The organism is Streptomyces coacervatus (genome assembly GCF_029223485.1).
GTDB classification, from domain to species: Bacteria; Actinomycetota; Actinomycetes; order Streptomycetales; family Streptomycetaceae; genus Streptomyces; species Streptomyces coacervatus.
Window position 1 is genome coordinate 23,769 of sequence record NZ_JARHTP010000012.1, and the last position, 12,418, is coordinate 36,186.

The 12,418-nt window shown below is 66.3% G+C and carries 10 protein-coding genes and 1 pseudogene; 7 read left to right on the forward strand and 4 right to left on the reverse strand.

All coding sequences use genetic code 11. From position 1 onward, the window contains the following. Positions 1-841: 841 nt before the first annotated feature. The 3 genes from P2Q00_RS28120 to P2Q00_RS28130 all read left to right on the forward strand — a co-directional run bounded on the left by P2Q00_RS28120 (position 842) and on the right by P2Q00_RS28130 (position 3,738). Positions 842-1,216 (forward strand): hypothetical protein, encoded by a 375-nt coding sequence (locus P2Q00_RS28120; protein WP_275775710.1) that lies wholly within the window; start codon positions 842-844, stop codon positions 1,214-1,216. 1,564 nt (positions 1,217-2,780) lie between these two features. Then, positions 2,781-3,419 carry a transposase family protein gene (locus tag P2Q00_RS28125; RefSeq protein ID WP_275775711.1) on the forward strand — a complete coding sequence of 213 codons (639 nt, stop codon included), beginning with the start codon at positions 2,781-2,783 and terminating at the stop codon, positions 3,417-3,419. Continuing rightward, entirely contained in the window at positions 3,385-3,738 is a 354-nt protein-coding gene (locus P2Q00_RS28130) for a site-specific integrase (protein WP_275775712.1), read from the forward strand. The genes P2Q00_RS28125 and P2Q00_RS28130 overlap by 35 nt, the downstream gene beginning before the upstream one ends. A 249-nt stretch (positions 3,739-3,987) precedes the next feature. On the opposite strand, the gene mycP is transcribed toward P2Q00_RS28130, so the two are convergent. From mycP to P2Q00_RS50820, 3 genes and pseudogenes are all read right to left on the reverse strand, one after another. Further along, positions 3,988-5,349, reverse strand: coding sequence for a type VII secretion-associated serine protease mycosin (gene mycP / locus P2Q00_RS28135; protein WP_275775714.1), 1,362 nt, complete (start codon positions 5,347-5,349; stop codon positions 3,988-3,990). Between the two features lie 91 nt (positions 5,350-5,440). Beyond that, on the reverse strand, positions 5,441-5,605 hold the full coding sequence (locus P2Q00_RS28140) for a hypothetical protein (protein ID WP_275775715.1): 165 nt from the start codon (positions 5,603-5,605) through the stop codon (positions 5,441-5,443). Positions 5,606-5,820: 215 nt separating this feature from the next. Further along, positions 5,821-5,943: pseudogene (locus P2Q00_RS50820) on the reverse strand (IS630 family transposase); the annotation flags it as partial. A gap of 250 nt (positions 5,944-6,193) precedes the next feature. Here P2Q00_RS50820 and P2Q00_RS28145 point away from each other — a divergent pair. Further along, a complete protein-coding gene (locus P2Q00_RS28145) occupies positions 6,194-6,826 on the forward strand; it encodes an SMI1/KNR4 family protein (protein ID WP_275775716.1) in 633 nt (210 codons plus the stop codon). A gap of 71 nt (positions 6,827-6,897) precedes the next feature. Here the strand turns inward: P2Q00_RS28145 and P2Q00_RS28150 are convergent, their stop codons facing one another. Next, complete coding sequence (locus tag P2Q00_RS28150) at positions 6,898-8,952, reverse strand: hypothetical protein (RefSeq protein WP_275775717.1); 2,055 nt, start codon at positions 8,950-8,952, stop codon at positions 6,898-6,900. 735 nt (positions 8,953-9,687) lie between these two features. Between P2Q00_RS28150 and P2Q00_RS28155 the strand changes: the two genes are divergently transcribed. The 3 genes from P2Q00_RS28155 (at position 9,688) to P2Q00_RS28165 (ending at position 12,399) form a co-directional block, all read left to right on the forward strand. Beyond that, positions 9,688-10,881: an alpha/beta hydrolase family protein gene (locus P2Q00_RS28155; RefSeq protein ID WP_275775719.1), complete on the forward strand. Its 1,194-nt coding sequence runs from the start codon at positions 9,688-9,690 to the stop codon at positions 10,879-10,881. A 194-nt stretch (positions 10,882-11,075) separates the two neighbouring features. Next, positions 11,076-11,540 (forward strand): NUDIX hydrolase, encoded by a 465-nt coding sequence (locus P2Q00_RS28160; protein ID WP_275775721.1) that lies wholly within the window; start codon positions 11,076-11,078, stop codon positions 11,538-11,540. Positions 11,541-11,841: 301 nt separating this feature from the next. Continuing rightward, positions 11,842-12,399 (forward strand): hypothetical protein, encoded by a 558-nt coding sequence (locus P2Q00_RS28165; RefSeq protein WP_275775722.1) that lies wholly within the window; start codon positions 11,842-11,844, stop codon positions 12,397-12,399. Positions 12,400-12,418: the final 19 nt, after the last annotated feature.

Sequence of the window (12,418 nt, forward strand, 5' to 3'; positions counted from 1 at the left end):
GGTCCCGACGTGGTCAGCGTCGGGATGATCGCAACGTGCTGTTCCCCGCGCTGGCGGGCATGATCCCTTCGCGATCGTCTACGGGGCTGGCCCGGCGAACTGCTCCCCGCACCTGCGGGAATGGTCCCCGGTCGGCGATGTCGGAGGAGGCGATGCCGCTGTGCTCCCCGCGCCCTCGCGGATGGTCCCGCGCCGGTCACACTGCCGAAGGTCGCGGCGATGTGCTCCCCGCGCCCACGGGGATGGTCCCTTCGGCGCCGACACGATCGCCGCCGTTCACTGGTGCTCCCCGCGCCCGCGGGGATGGTCCCCGGCCCACGTCGCCGTCGAAGTCAGAGGTGCGCTGCTCCCCGCACTCGCGGGGATGGTCCCTCGTAGTAGTCGGAGAGTTAGAGGCCGTGGTGCTGTTCCCCGTGCCCGCGCGGATGGTCCCACCGGCGTCGTCATCCTGCGCTCGTACGGCGACTGCTCCCCGCGCCCGCGGGGGTTGACGCCGCCCTGCTCCCCGCACCCGCGGGGTTGGCCCCATCCGGGGCGGCTACTTCGTCGAGGGCACCGAGTGCTCCCCGCACTCGCGGAGTTGGTCCCTACTGGCACTGGTCCGAGGCCCTGCCCGATCACTGCTCCTCGCGCCCACGGGGATGGTCCCCGGCTCAGGTCGCCGTCGAAGTCCGGCGTCCGCTGCTCCCAGCACCCTCTGGGACCACCAGGGGTTGGAACGGCTCAATGCCGCGGCGGTTATGCGCCAGCGTTGGCATGATGGGGCTGGTTCCGAGGGGTCCGGCGCGGGGATTGACAAGATCAGTGTGCCGGATCAGACCTGGTTGGGGAGGAGCATAAAATGAGCGCCGATGGTCTGGAGGCGGCCGCGGCCCGAACCGTCTTCGGCCCGTTTCCGGAGATCCCCGAGGATCGTCGCATCGCGGTCGAGCGGTTCCTCGCCAAGCGACCCGAGCTCGTGCCGTATGCCAGGAACCTCCTGCAACGGCCCGACATCGCGCCGCTCGCGGTCGATATGTTGCTGAAGTTTGAGGAGTTCGAAGCGGAGGAGCAGACACGGCGCGAAATCCCTCCCAAAGCCCCAAAGGCTGTCGGCACTGGCAGGCGTAATGCATGGCTGGACCACGTCGCTGCTTTGCCGGCTGATGATCTCCGGCGCCTCGCCGTCGAACTGGACAGCGGGATCGGCCAGCACAGTGATCTCGCTGATCAGTGACCGCTGACTGCTTGGAAGGCGAGTTGAGCGGGGAGTTCGTCCCGCTGATCTTGTTTGCTTTGGTGCGGGCCAGACGGTAGGACTCCATGCCGGTCTCGATAAGGGTGGCGTTGAAGGTGAGCCGGTCCGGTCCACGATGGCCGCCCAGAGCCGGGGCTGCTCAACGCCGCCTAGCCACCCTGCGGACTGCCCGTCACCGACACCTACTGCGTTGCTCACGGTGCCCGCGGGGATGGCCCCAACTCCAAGATTCTGGTGGACTTGGCCTTCCAGTGCTCCCCACACCGGCGGGTTGGGTTCACGGCAACGTGGCGTGGGACGGTCATGGTCACGTGGTCCCGGCACTCGCGGGGTTGATCCCCGGGTCGACGCGCTGACCCGCCTCAACCGGCAGTGCTCCCCGCACCCGCGGGGATGGTCCCCAGCGGAACTGGTCGTACCAGTTCGGGTCCTCGTGCTCCCCGCACCTGCGGGGATGGTCCCTTCTCGTGTGCGCTCTGCTTGCTCGTCATGAGCTGCTCCCCGCGCCCGCGGGGTTGGCCCCTGGCCCGGTCCGATACCGAGGCGGAGTACGCCGTGCTCCCCCCACCCGCGGGGATGGTCCCGGCAAGCCTGGGGCAATGAAATCTTTCGTTGCGTGTTCCCCGCACTCGCGGGGAAGGTTCCCAACTCCAGCTCGATGGACGGGAGTTGCACGAGTGCTCCCCTGCGCCCGCGGGGATGGTCCCCCGCTCAGCGTCACCGCGCCGCGCAAGTTGTGTGCTCCCCGCACCCGCGGGGATGTTCCCTGGCCGGACTCCGAGCGGAGCTGGCCGTTTGCTTCCTCTCCGCGCCCGCGGGGATGGTCCCACGGGCGTCTGTATCACCGGTAACGAGAAGACTTGCTCCCCGCGCCGGCGGGGATGGTCCCCACTTGACCGCGGCGTGGGCCGAGGAGACCCATTGCTCCCCGCGTCCGCGGGATGGTCCCACGTTCGGCAAGATCAAGGCCAAGAACGCGATCTGTTCCCCGCACCCGCGGGGATGATCCCGGCCTCCACAAGGGCTACCTGTACGACGAAGGCTGCTCCCCGCGCCAGCGGGGATGGCCCCCCGCCCTATTCGTACCGTGTAGCTGAGTTCATGTGCTCCCCGCGCCTGCGGGGATGACCCCAAGGAGCGGGCGGAGAAGTTCGACCGGGCCGTGTTCTCCCTGCGCCCGCGGGGATGGTCCCACCCCGGCACCGCACGCCGAGTCGATGGAGAGCTGCTCCCCACACTCGGCGGGGATGGTCCCGACTTCTTTGAGGTGCTCGGCGGCATCCTGACCTGCTCCCTGCATCCCGGGGGGATGGCCCCCGTCTACGAGGTGGTCGTGGGACGCAGTAACGCCGCTTCCCGCGCCCGTGGGGATGATCCCGGCGCCTGCGTGGAGATAGCCGAACCTTCATCCTGCTCCGCTCACTCCGGGGAGAACTGAGGCTCTTCGGCACTTTCCATGAAGCAGTTGATCTTGGGGTAGCCCTTCCTGGTGGGGGATCATGCTTGTGGCCTGCTGAAAGTTCTGATGCCGTACCTGTCGGCCGTGGCCGTCGACCAAGTGGTCAAGGTCGGCAGCGCCCTGCGTATCACCGCCAGGTGCACGGCGCCGATAACCCGATGCACCGCGTGCGGGGTGTCCTCAGGGAGGGCGCACAGCCGGTATGTACGAAGACTTGCCGACACGGCCATCGGTGGGCAGGCGACCGGGATCGACCTGGAGGTCCGACGCTTCTTCTGCGACAACTCGGAGTGCCCCAAGAAGACGTTCGCGGAACAGGTCGACGGACTCACCTTCCGCTACGGGCGCCGGACGGTGCCGATCCAAAAGGTCATGGAGCGTCTGGCCTTGGCACTGGGAGGACGGGCCGGTGAACGCCTCGCGATGCACCTGTTCGTCCCGGTCAGCGACTCGACGCTCCTGCGGCTGATCCGGCGCCTGGAACTGCCCGTGATTGGCGAGGTTGAGGTTCTCGGCGTCGACGAGTTCGCTTTCCGCAGGGTTATCTATAGCCGCCCGGAGGGCGTCCTTGATGTCGTTCAGGCTGCTGTGAGTCCCGGTGATCTGCGTGATGGAGGTGGTTATCTACGGCCGTCCATCACGCGGAACTCCGGGAGGGGCCATGCTTGTTCAGCGAGTCGTGTCGCCGATGACACGGCAGGAATCGTGGACAGTACTGGGTGACGACGATGCGCCGGTCGAGCCGATCGAGCGGTACTTGTCGTACCTGACGGACATCGAGCGGTCACCGAACACCGTCAAGGCGTACGCACACGACCTGAAGGACTACTTCACCTTCCTTGCCCAGCATGGTCTGGACTGGCGGGAGGTACGCCTTGAGGATTTGGGCGAGTTCGTGGCCTGGCTGCGCCGACCGCCGGGGACGCGCGACAGCCGTGTCGCGGTGCTGCCCTCGGTCGAGGCGCACTGCTCGGAGGCGACGGTGAACCGGAAGCTCTGGCGACCACAGAACCACTCAAAGAGTCACGAACCGTCCTCTTAACGGCGTCGCGACAATCGACAACTCGGCCAACGTCGCCGCGCTCGAGAGACAAGCCGCCCAACTCAGCGCGGCGACTGCTCCCGACGACCCGCCCCTGCCGGACCAAAACACGCTCACGACCGTGCAGTTGAGCTCTCGGCCCCGCCGGTAGAGCCGTCGACCGTTGCCGCAGGGGCTCCCAGGGAGAATTCGACAGGACAAGCCGGATGCTCCCCTGGCTACCCCACGGGCAGGGGAGGGAATCGCCTCCTACTGCCCTTGGTACGGCGGCTGTTGGGCGTAGTGGTTGGGGTGCTGCGGGGACTGCCCCTGAGGTGTGGGGTACCCCTGGTTGGAAGCCGAGCTGGGGTACTGCTGATAGCCGGTCGAGGACTGGGGCGGGTAGCCCGTGCCGCGGGGAGGGGTTCCGCCGCCGGAGCCGGGGCCCCCGTCGCCGCGGTTACCTCGGCTGCGCATCACCGCAAAGATGATGCCGCCGATCACTGTTACCGCCGCGATGCCACCGATGATGAGCAGGATGGGCAGGCGGCTTGAAGAGTCCTGCTCATTGGCCTGAGTTGAGCCGTCTTCGGTGCCTTCGGTGGCGCTGCCGGTCTTTGACTCTGTATTGGACGGGAGTTGCCCCAACGGGCCATTCTTGGGGCCCTTGGGGATGTCCATCGTGAGGGCCTTGTTGGGGCGGAGGATGCCGTAACCGTATTCGCGATCAGGAGCCTTCAATTCCTTGTGGTCAAGGAATGAAGCTGACTTGATGAGGCGGTTGATTACCTGGCCTGCGGTGAGGTCGGGGTACTTGGATCGGACCAGGGCGGCGGCAGCGGATACGAAGGCAGTAGCGTCTGAGGTTCCGTCAGAAAGGCTGTATCCCTGTGACGACTCGGGGTCTGCGGCGAGAACCTGGACACCGGGGGCCATGAGGGTGAGCCCCTTGCCGCTATTGGAGCCAACCCACCGGTTTGCCTTTTCATCCACAGCACCGACAGAAACGATACCCGGGAGTGCTGCTGGCTCCTCAACAGCAACAGCTCCAGTGTTTCCGGCGGCTGCAACAACTACGACATCGTGGGCTTGCGCATACGCAATCGCTTCGCGACCTTCACTTGAGGTCTTGCCGCCATCAGCGCCGAAAGACAAATTAATGACCTTCGCACCCTGGTCGACCGCGTATCGAACAGCTTCACTCCACACGTCATCCGGATTCTTATCATTTTCCTTTTGATACGTGCGAAGCGGCAAGATCTTCACCTTGGGCGCAAGTCCGATCATGCCGGAGTCATTTCCCGCTCCATGACCGTGCGCAGCGATAATGCTTGCCATAGCAGTCCCATGCCCGAAGACGTCCTCTTTGGCGCTCCCACCACCAGTGAAGTCTTTCCCTTGGAGGACTTGACCGGTCAGATCAGGCTGACTGCCATCGACACCTGAATCGACGACGGCAACAGTGACTCCCTCACCTTGAGTCAACGCCCAAGTTGCGTCCATCTTGAAGGCATCCAGGACCCACTGCTGGTCCCGAACGTAGTCGGCCGAGGCAGTCGGTGCTGAAGTGAGGAGCAAGGCTCCTGTCAACGCCACAACACCCGTCGTGGACCAGACCCGCTTGGCACCCATGTTCCTTGCTCCTCACTCAACAACGGCTGGTTCCGGCAGCCTTCATACGGGCGAGCCGCACGGAGATCCCGTGCGGCTCGCTCAGGTGTGCCTACGCAAGGTTGCGCGGCACGTTGCGGTTACGGTCTTCCTGTGAGATCCAGATCTCTTCGTCCTCGACCAGGTAATCGGGACGCTCGCCCCCGTTCCCCCCTTCACCACGACGCTTGTTGCCACCGCGGCCCATGCCGGTGATGCCCTTGGCCGTACCGACCACGCCGCCACGCGCCTTCGCGAGCGCGCCACGGCCGCAGCACCGCTACCACCACGACCGGAGGCGCCGGTTCTCCGGCACCACCACCCCATGCCAGCCCGGCCTCCGGTACCGCGGGCAGCTCCGGAGCCACTCGCGCATCTTCGACGCCCCCGCGAATCTCACGACAGTTTATGACCTTCACAGACGCAAGCGGTGTCCCGCCCCACATAGTTCATTGCCAGGAGCCTCAGCGCCCGGTGATAGCGCACCGAGCTGGTGCTACCCCGACGCACGATCTGCTGCAGCTTCTGCTGCCCTTCCCGGTCGGACACTCTGCGCACCCACTCAGGCTCGGCCACCACACCTCGGCGGTCGGGAACGGACGTCACGAAACATCCAACCGCTGCAACCGCCAACCCGGCGAACCTCTGCGGTCCCAGCACCAGGGGGGGACAAGAGCAGATCTGTCCGACTCGATGCTGAGTTATGACTCCGATGGTGGTGAGGGAGCGAGCCGTCAAGCTCTCGGCCCGTACCAAAGCCGAAGGGGGACGAAACGCGTACGGCGCGCTAGACGTTGGCGTCAGTGCCCCCGCTACGGTGGCCCTCATGACCGATGACATACAGCGTCTGCACGCTGCCTGGGCGCGTATCGAGGGGTGGTTGCGTGAGCATGCTCCCGCGTCCGCTGCCAGCCTGCGTTCTCCGGCATCGGAGGAGCAGATCGCGACGGTGGAGAACGCCATCGGGTACCGGTTCCCGCCGACGCTGCGTGCCTGGTATCAGCTGCACGACGGCGTTGAAGATGTCGTGGAGGGCGGTGCCGGCAACGATTTCCTGCCGGAGCAAAACGGCTGGCTGCCGCTCGACATCGTCCAGGAGCAGTACCGGCTGCGCACTGAGGGCGGATTTCACGGCCCCGGCGCGATCCCTTTCTGCTATCGCACGGGTGATGGCTGGTGGGGCTACTACGTCGAGGCGCGTGAGGGTGAGCCGTCGTACGGAAATCTCGGGGCGTGGTCGGCGGACTCGGCTAACGAGCCGTACCCCTACGGAACGAACGGCTGGCCGCTTGCCGACTGGCTCGACGAGATCGCTTCCTCTATCGAAGAGCGCCGGTGCCTGCAGCATCCGGACGGCAGCGAGGACGCCGATGCCCATCCTGCCCTGTCGGATGGCGGGTTGATCTGGGCCGATCCCGATGACCTGCCGGACGACGCGCAGTTGCTGCGGGACGTGTAGGAGAAAACGATGGCGGCCGGCCCAGCAGGGGGGTGTCTCTGCCGAGCCGGCCGCTTTCGTCTATCCGTGCCTTACGGCTTCGGAGTGCACGTCACCGTCGCCTTGCCGGCGTCGCAGCCGGCGAACTCGGGGAAGGCCATCCAGTATGGGTCTTTGTCCAGGAGCCGGTTCGGCTGGCTGAACGTGGAGGGGAACGGCTGCATCGACTGCGTGTTGATCCAGTTGGACATCGAGGACCGTCCGCAGACCTCCTTCCATGTCGGTGGGGCCTGGCGGGTGTCGTCGTAGAAGTGCCACTCGCCCTGCGTCACGCGTGTCGCGTAGGTCTGTACGCAGGCGTCGCCTGATGTGACAGGATTTAGGCCGCCGTTGGCGGTGGGCATGCCCCCGCTGTTGTAGGTGGACGCGTAGGCGAACTCGTCACACGATCGCGTGTCGTTGGCTGCGAAGTCCGGCAGCAGGGTCGTGTCCGGGTTCCCCTTGGCGACGGCCCAGCCCTTGCTCTGGCCGTCGACCTTGACTTTGGGGCATATGACGTCCCGGTTCTTCGTTGGTTTCCGGCCGCTGCTACCGCCGTCGGCGGGGAGGAACAGCAGTGGTTTGTCCGCCGCCTGACTGCCCGGATGGTTGGGCAGCTTCGACTGGATCAGCCATGCGTGAGCGACGGCCGGTGCGAACTTCTTGAAGTTCATCACCCACGTCGGTTTGTACGCGGAGAACACGCAGCCAGGCTGGGTGTTCGCGACGGTCTTGTCACAGCGGATGTTCAGATCCGGTACCGACGTCCCCAGGTCGCCGTCCCAGCCCGTGATGTCGCCAGGAGTCGTGGCGTCCCACTTCCAGACCAACTGGACGGAGTAGACGTCACTGGTGTCCAGACCGGTGGCGGTGTGGGTGAACGTGGCGTAGGTGTTGTGCATGTCGACACCGGTCGTGCTCCACGTCGGGGGCGCGGACCAGGTGGGTGCACTGGTCGTGCATTGCGGGGTGCAGGTGAACTCGGGTTTCAGCGTCAGCGGCCCCCATTCGGACTGCTTGCCTTCGAAATCCTTGAAGTACACCGGCACCATCCACCACCGCTGCTGGAACGTGGTCGACTGCGGGTCGAGCTTCAGCTGGATCTCGGAGGCGAACATGGCGTCGCCGACCTGGATGATCTCCCCGTTGGGGAGCTTGCTGTAGAAGTAGGCGTGGAGAGGCGTGGCCCGCTTCAGACAGGCTTCGGTCCGCTTGATGTAGTCCTTGCCCGTGTTCAGGTTGTCGCACCAGTCGAACAGGTCACCGTCCGAGGCGCGCAGCCGCTGCTTCACGGCGGACTGCTGGGACTTCGTCAGTTCACCGGGTTTCCCGACGACCAGGCACTTGATCTTGTCGTGTGCGATCTGGGTGCAGCCCTTGCCGAGCGGCGCCGGAAGCGTGTTCTTCTTCAGTGCCGACGGTGCGGGGGCCGGGTCGGGCATGTTGCGCCGGGCGACTTGCGGGTCCTGGTACTTGGCCAGGTCGACGCCCGGCGCGTTCTTGTCCGGCTCCGGCAGCTTGATGTCCACGGCGTGGCTGCGGACGTGGAACGTCGCCCAGGGGGACCAGTCCGTCTCGTAGAGGCTGCCGTCGTAGGCGGAGGTGCGGAAGACGTACGTCCAGCCCGGATGCAGCCGCCCGTAGTCGACGTTCACTTCGGCGGTCTTGCCCGAGGGCACCATGTCGGAGACCAGCATGCCGTACTGGTTCTCGTCGGTCAGCTTGACCCGGTCCTTCGCCTTGCCGTTGGCGTCGACCGTCCAGACGTCGAAGGTCAGGTTCGCCTTGTCGCCGTCCGGGTCGGTCACGTTGTTGCGCAGGGTGACGGTTGAGCGGTCGGCCTCCCACACGCCGGACACTTTCTTGAACTGTGGGCCGGCCGACGGATCCTTCCCCGACTCCGGCCGCCCGTTGGCCGCTGCTGCTGAGAAGGCAGCCTTTTCCGGCCCGGCCGCCGGCGTCGCCGACGGCCGGGTGTCGGTACTGGAGGCGGCTGGTCTGGTCGTCTGCGCGGACGCTTCGCTGGTCATGGCGAAGGGGACCACGGCGAGGAGCGCCGCGCCGATGGCGAGACGGCGAACTCTCCACCGCTGTTTGGATGGTTGCACGATCTCTCGTGTCCTTCCCCGTAGGAACATTCAAACGTGCGTGCGAATACACGCACGAGCCCAGGACCCTACGGGGGCACTCACCAGGGTTAAAGGTGATTTGAAGACAACCTGTCAACACGCCGGGCCAACCTGGGTTGCAGCACAGCGGCAACCTCACGGGAACAACCGAAGCCCCGCTCCTCCTGGTCATGGAGGGCGGATAACAGCGACCGGCAGGGACATGGCCACCCGTCACTGACAAACCTGACGAACCCCGTTCCCGCAATGACCCTGCTTGTAGGCGTCCCTCCTGGGAGTTACACGTCGCCGGGGTGATCTCTCCGGCGATGGCGGACGCGTCGAGAGTCCAGGGGCGGTCCTCCGGAGGAAGATGCAGAGGCTTCACTGTTCGCGGTCAACGGTCACAGGAGGCAACCGGCAAGGATCGGCACCTGAATGGGACGCAGGCGTTGCCCCGAAGCTCTCTACCCACAACCTGTGGGTAGAGAGCTCGTGTTGATATTCAGGAGCCGATGTCGGGGGTCCGTGTGACGTTCAGCGATAGTTGGCCCCTTACAGCGATATTTGGCCAGTGCGCTGGAGGAGCAGCACCGATAGCGTCCCGATGACGCGTCGGTGGTCACGTACCAGCGGGCTAGGGGAGCGCTCGTGGCAAACCCCTACGGGCAGGCGTCGTGTGTGCCCGTCTCCGGGCTGATGCCGAGTCAGGGAGCCCGAGCCACATTGGACGCCATGAGACGAACTCATCGCATCGCGGCGTCCTGCACGCTCGCGATCGTGCTCTCCCTTCCGTTGTTCCTGTCGGCCGCCTCGTCGCAGGCGGCCACCCCGGCCCCGGCCGTCACCGCCGCCGTCACGGACGTCCACCTGACACTGCCCCGCCCCACCGGCCCGCACGCCGTCGGCCTCAGCACCCTGGACCTGGTGGACACCCACCGCCAGGACCCCTGGGTGCCCTCCGCCGGTCCGCGCCGGCTGATGGTGTCGGTGTTCTACCCTGCACGGCCCGGCACCGGCGCACCCGCGCCCTACATGACCGCCGAAGAGGCCGCGCTGCTGCTGCAGAAGCAGGCGCCGGGTGCCGGCCTCCCGCCCGGCACGCTCAGCGGCACCCGCTCTTGGGCCCGCACCGGCGCCCGCCCGGCCCCCGGCCGCTTCCCGTTGGTCGTGCTCTCACCCGGCTTCACCCTGCCTCGCACCACGCTCACGAGCCTCGCCGAGGACCTGGCCAGCCGTGGCTACGTCGTCGCCCTCGTCAACCACACCTACGAGGACTCCGGAACCACGTTCCCCGACGGCCGGACGCTCGCCTGCACCATCTGCGACACCCTTCCCCCGGGCGGCTGGGTCGCCGTGAACGAGAGCCGAGCCGAGGACGTCTCGTTCGTCATCGACGAGCTGACCGGCCGTCATTCCCCGTGGCCTTACCACCGGACGATCGACCGGAACCGCATCGGCATGGCCGGCCACTCCGGCGGCGGCAGCGCAGCCGCCTCGGCCATGGCCGCCGACCGGCGGGTGCGCGCCGGTGTGGACATGGACGGCACCTTCGACGTCCGTCCCCCCGCCGCGGGCGTGGGAGTGCGACCCTTCCTGCTGCTGGGCACCGAGGTCGGGCACGCCCCGGGCAAGGACACCTCCTGGGACCAGGCGTGGGCGGACCTCGGCGGCTGGAAACGCTGGCTGACCGTCGCGGGAGCGGTCCACTTCAACTTCACCGATCTGCCGGTTCTCGCCTCCCAGGTGGGCATCCCCCTCCCAGGCGAGACCATCGCCGCCGAGCGCGCGGCGGCGATCACCCGCGCCTACGTCGGCGCCTTCTTCGACCTCCAGCTGAAGGGGATTCCGCAGCCTCTCCTCGACGCCCCCTCCCGGGCTTACCCCGAGGTCACGTTCCAGCACCCTTACGACGCGGTCGGCGATTGAGGTTGGGGCGTGCTCTCCTCCGCGCCGAAGACGAGACCTCGGTGGCCAACTATCTCTGAGAAAAATGGCCAACCACCGTTGGGCACCCACCGCTCACCAGCGGGATTTCAGCCGTCTCTGGCCACCTATCGCTGGTGGTCACACTCCGCCCGAGCCAGCCCTCTCTGTCGACTCGCCGGCCAAGGAGTTCCTGCATGCCCCGAGCGCCATTCCAAGTTCTCGTCGTTCCGTTCCGCCGAGTCGGCGATCAGGTCGAGTTCGCTGTTCTGCGACGCGAGAACATGAACGTCTGGCAAGCCGTGGCCGGAGGTGGTGAAGCCGGCGAGAGCCCGGAGGAAGCCGCAGCGCGCGAGGCCCGCGAAGAACTCGGCCTCGACAGGCCTGTACCGCTGTATCCGCTGCAGATCACAGCCAGCATCCCGGCACAGTTCTTCGCCGAACGCGACAGCTGGCCCCCCGGAACCTACGTCGTACGAGAGCACTCGTTCGCCATCGACCTGACCGACGTGAAGATCAAAATCTCTCCCGAACACACCGCCGTCAAGTGGCTGGACTACCAGGCGGCCCACGCGATGCTCCGCTTCGACAGCAATCGCACCGCTCTTGGCGAGCTGCACGAGCGACTGCTGGCCGCCGACTTGCCGCTTCCGGTCGATTGATCACGCATGACTGAATCCCCCCGAGTAGTCCGTACGGTCATACCCGGTGCACGCAGCCCGCGAGTGCGCGCGATGACGTGGCAGCCCGTACGACGGCCGCCTGGCGACGGACCCGGAGCCGGAGTAGGCGGCGGGGGCACCCGAGGCGCGAAGAACATCGCCGCAGCCCTCCGACAAGCCGCCCGCGACTACCGCCGGTCTCTCTCCGCCCTCGGACTCACCTGACGAAAACGGGACAGAACTTGATCAGGCAATGACCCTGGCCAGCGGCCGTTGAAGTTTCGGTGGCAGAATCTCAGCCATGTCCAACTCATATGCGCAGCCCATCCTCAAAACGGCTGACCTCTCCGAAGCATTGCGAATTGTTGAGCGGTTGCTCGGGATCGCCGATCTCCGGGATCTCGAAGTCGATTTCGAGGTGAGGATTTCCTCGGAGCAGATCCTGACTCCGCTGCTGGATCTGTTGCCTGATGCCGAGTGGTGGGCCGAGGACGGCGGGGGCGGTTCGTCGGCGAAGGGAGACGAACCGTTGGCGCACCTGCCCGTACGGTTGCGGGGCTGGGCCAGTTCACCGGAGACCGTGAAACCGTTCCTCGCTCTGGTGGGCGACAGTCCGGCCACGGTGCGATGGGACTTCATGGGCTGGCCCGAGGCCCCTGAGGTGGGCCTGGGCATCGGCGGGGCCAGAGGCGCGTTCGTGACGCTGTGTCTGCACGCCCGCGACCTCGAACTGGAAGAGCCCGCGACCGATCACACGGTCTTCGTCCACGTCAAGCAGGACGAGGCCGAACGCGCACCGTGGCTGGCCGCGCAGATTGGGTTGCAGGTGATCGGTGACCTGGTGATGGCTCCGTACTGAGCACCTCCCGGGAAACGGC

What these genes read in the sequence shown, in the direction of transcription:
- P2Q00_RS28120 (WP_275775710.1), top strand. Translation starts at nt 842, where the DNA reads ATGAGCGCCGATGGTCTGGAGGCGGCCGCGGCCCGAACCGTCTTCGGC.
- P2Q00_RS28130 (WP_275775712.1), top strand. Translation starts at nt 3,385, where the DNA reads ATGACACGGCAGGAATCGTGGACAGTACTGGGTGACGACGATGCGCCG.
- mycP (WP_275775714.1), bottom strand. Translation starts at nt 5,349, where the DNA reads ATGGGTGCCAAGCGGGTCTGGTCCACGACGGGTGTTGTGGCGTTGACA.
- P2Q00_RS28145 (WP_275775716.1), top strand. Translation starts at nt 6,194, where the DNA reads ATGACCGATGACATACAGCGTCTGCACGCTGCCTGGGCGCGTATCGAG.
- P2Q00_RS28155 (WP_275775719.1), top strand. Translation starts at nt 9,688, where the DNA reads ATGAGACGAACTCATCGCATCGCGGCGTCCTGCACGCTCGCGATCGTG.
- P2Q00_RS28160 (WP_275775721.1), top strand. Translation starts at nt 11,076, where the DNA reads ATGCCCCGAGCGCCATTCCAAGTTCTCGTCGTTCCGTTCCGCCGAGTC.
- P2Q00_RS28165 (WP_275775722.1), top strand. Translation starts at nt 11,842, where the DNA reads ATGTCCAACTCATATGCGCAGCCCATCCTCAAAACGGCTGACCTCTCC.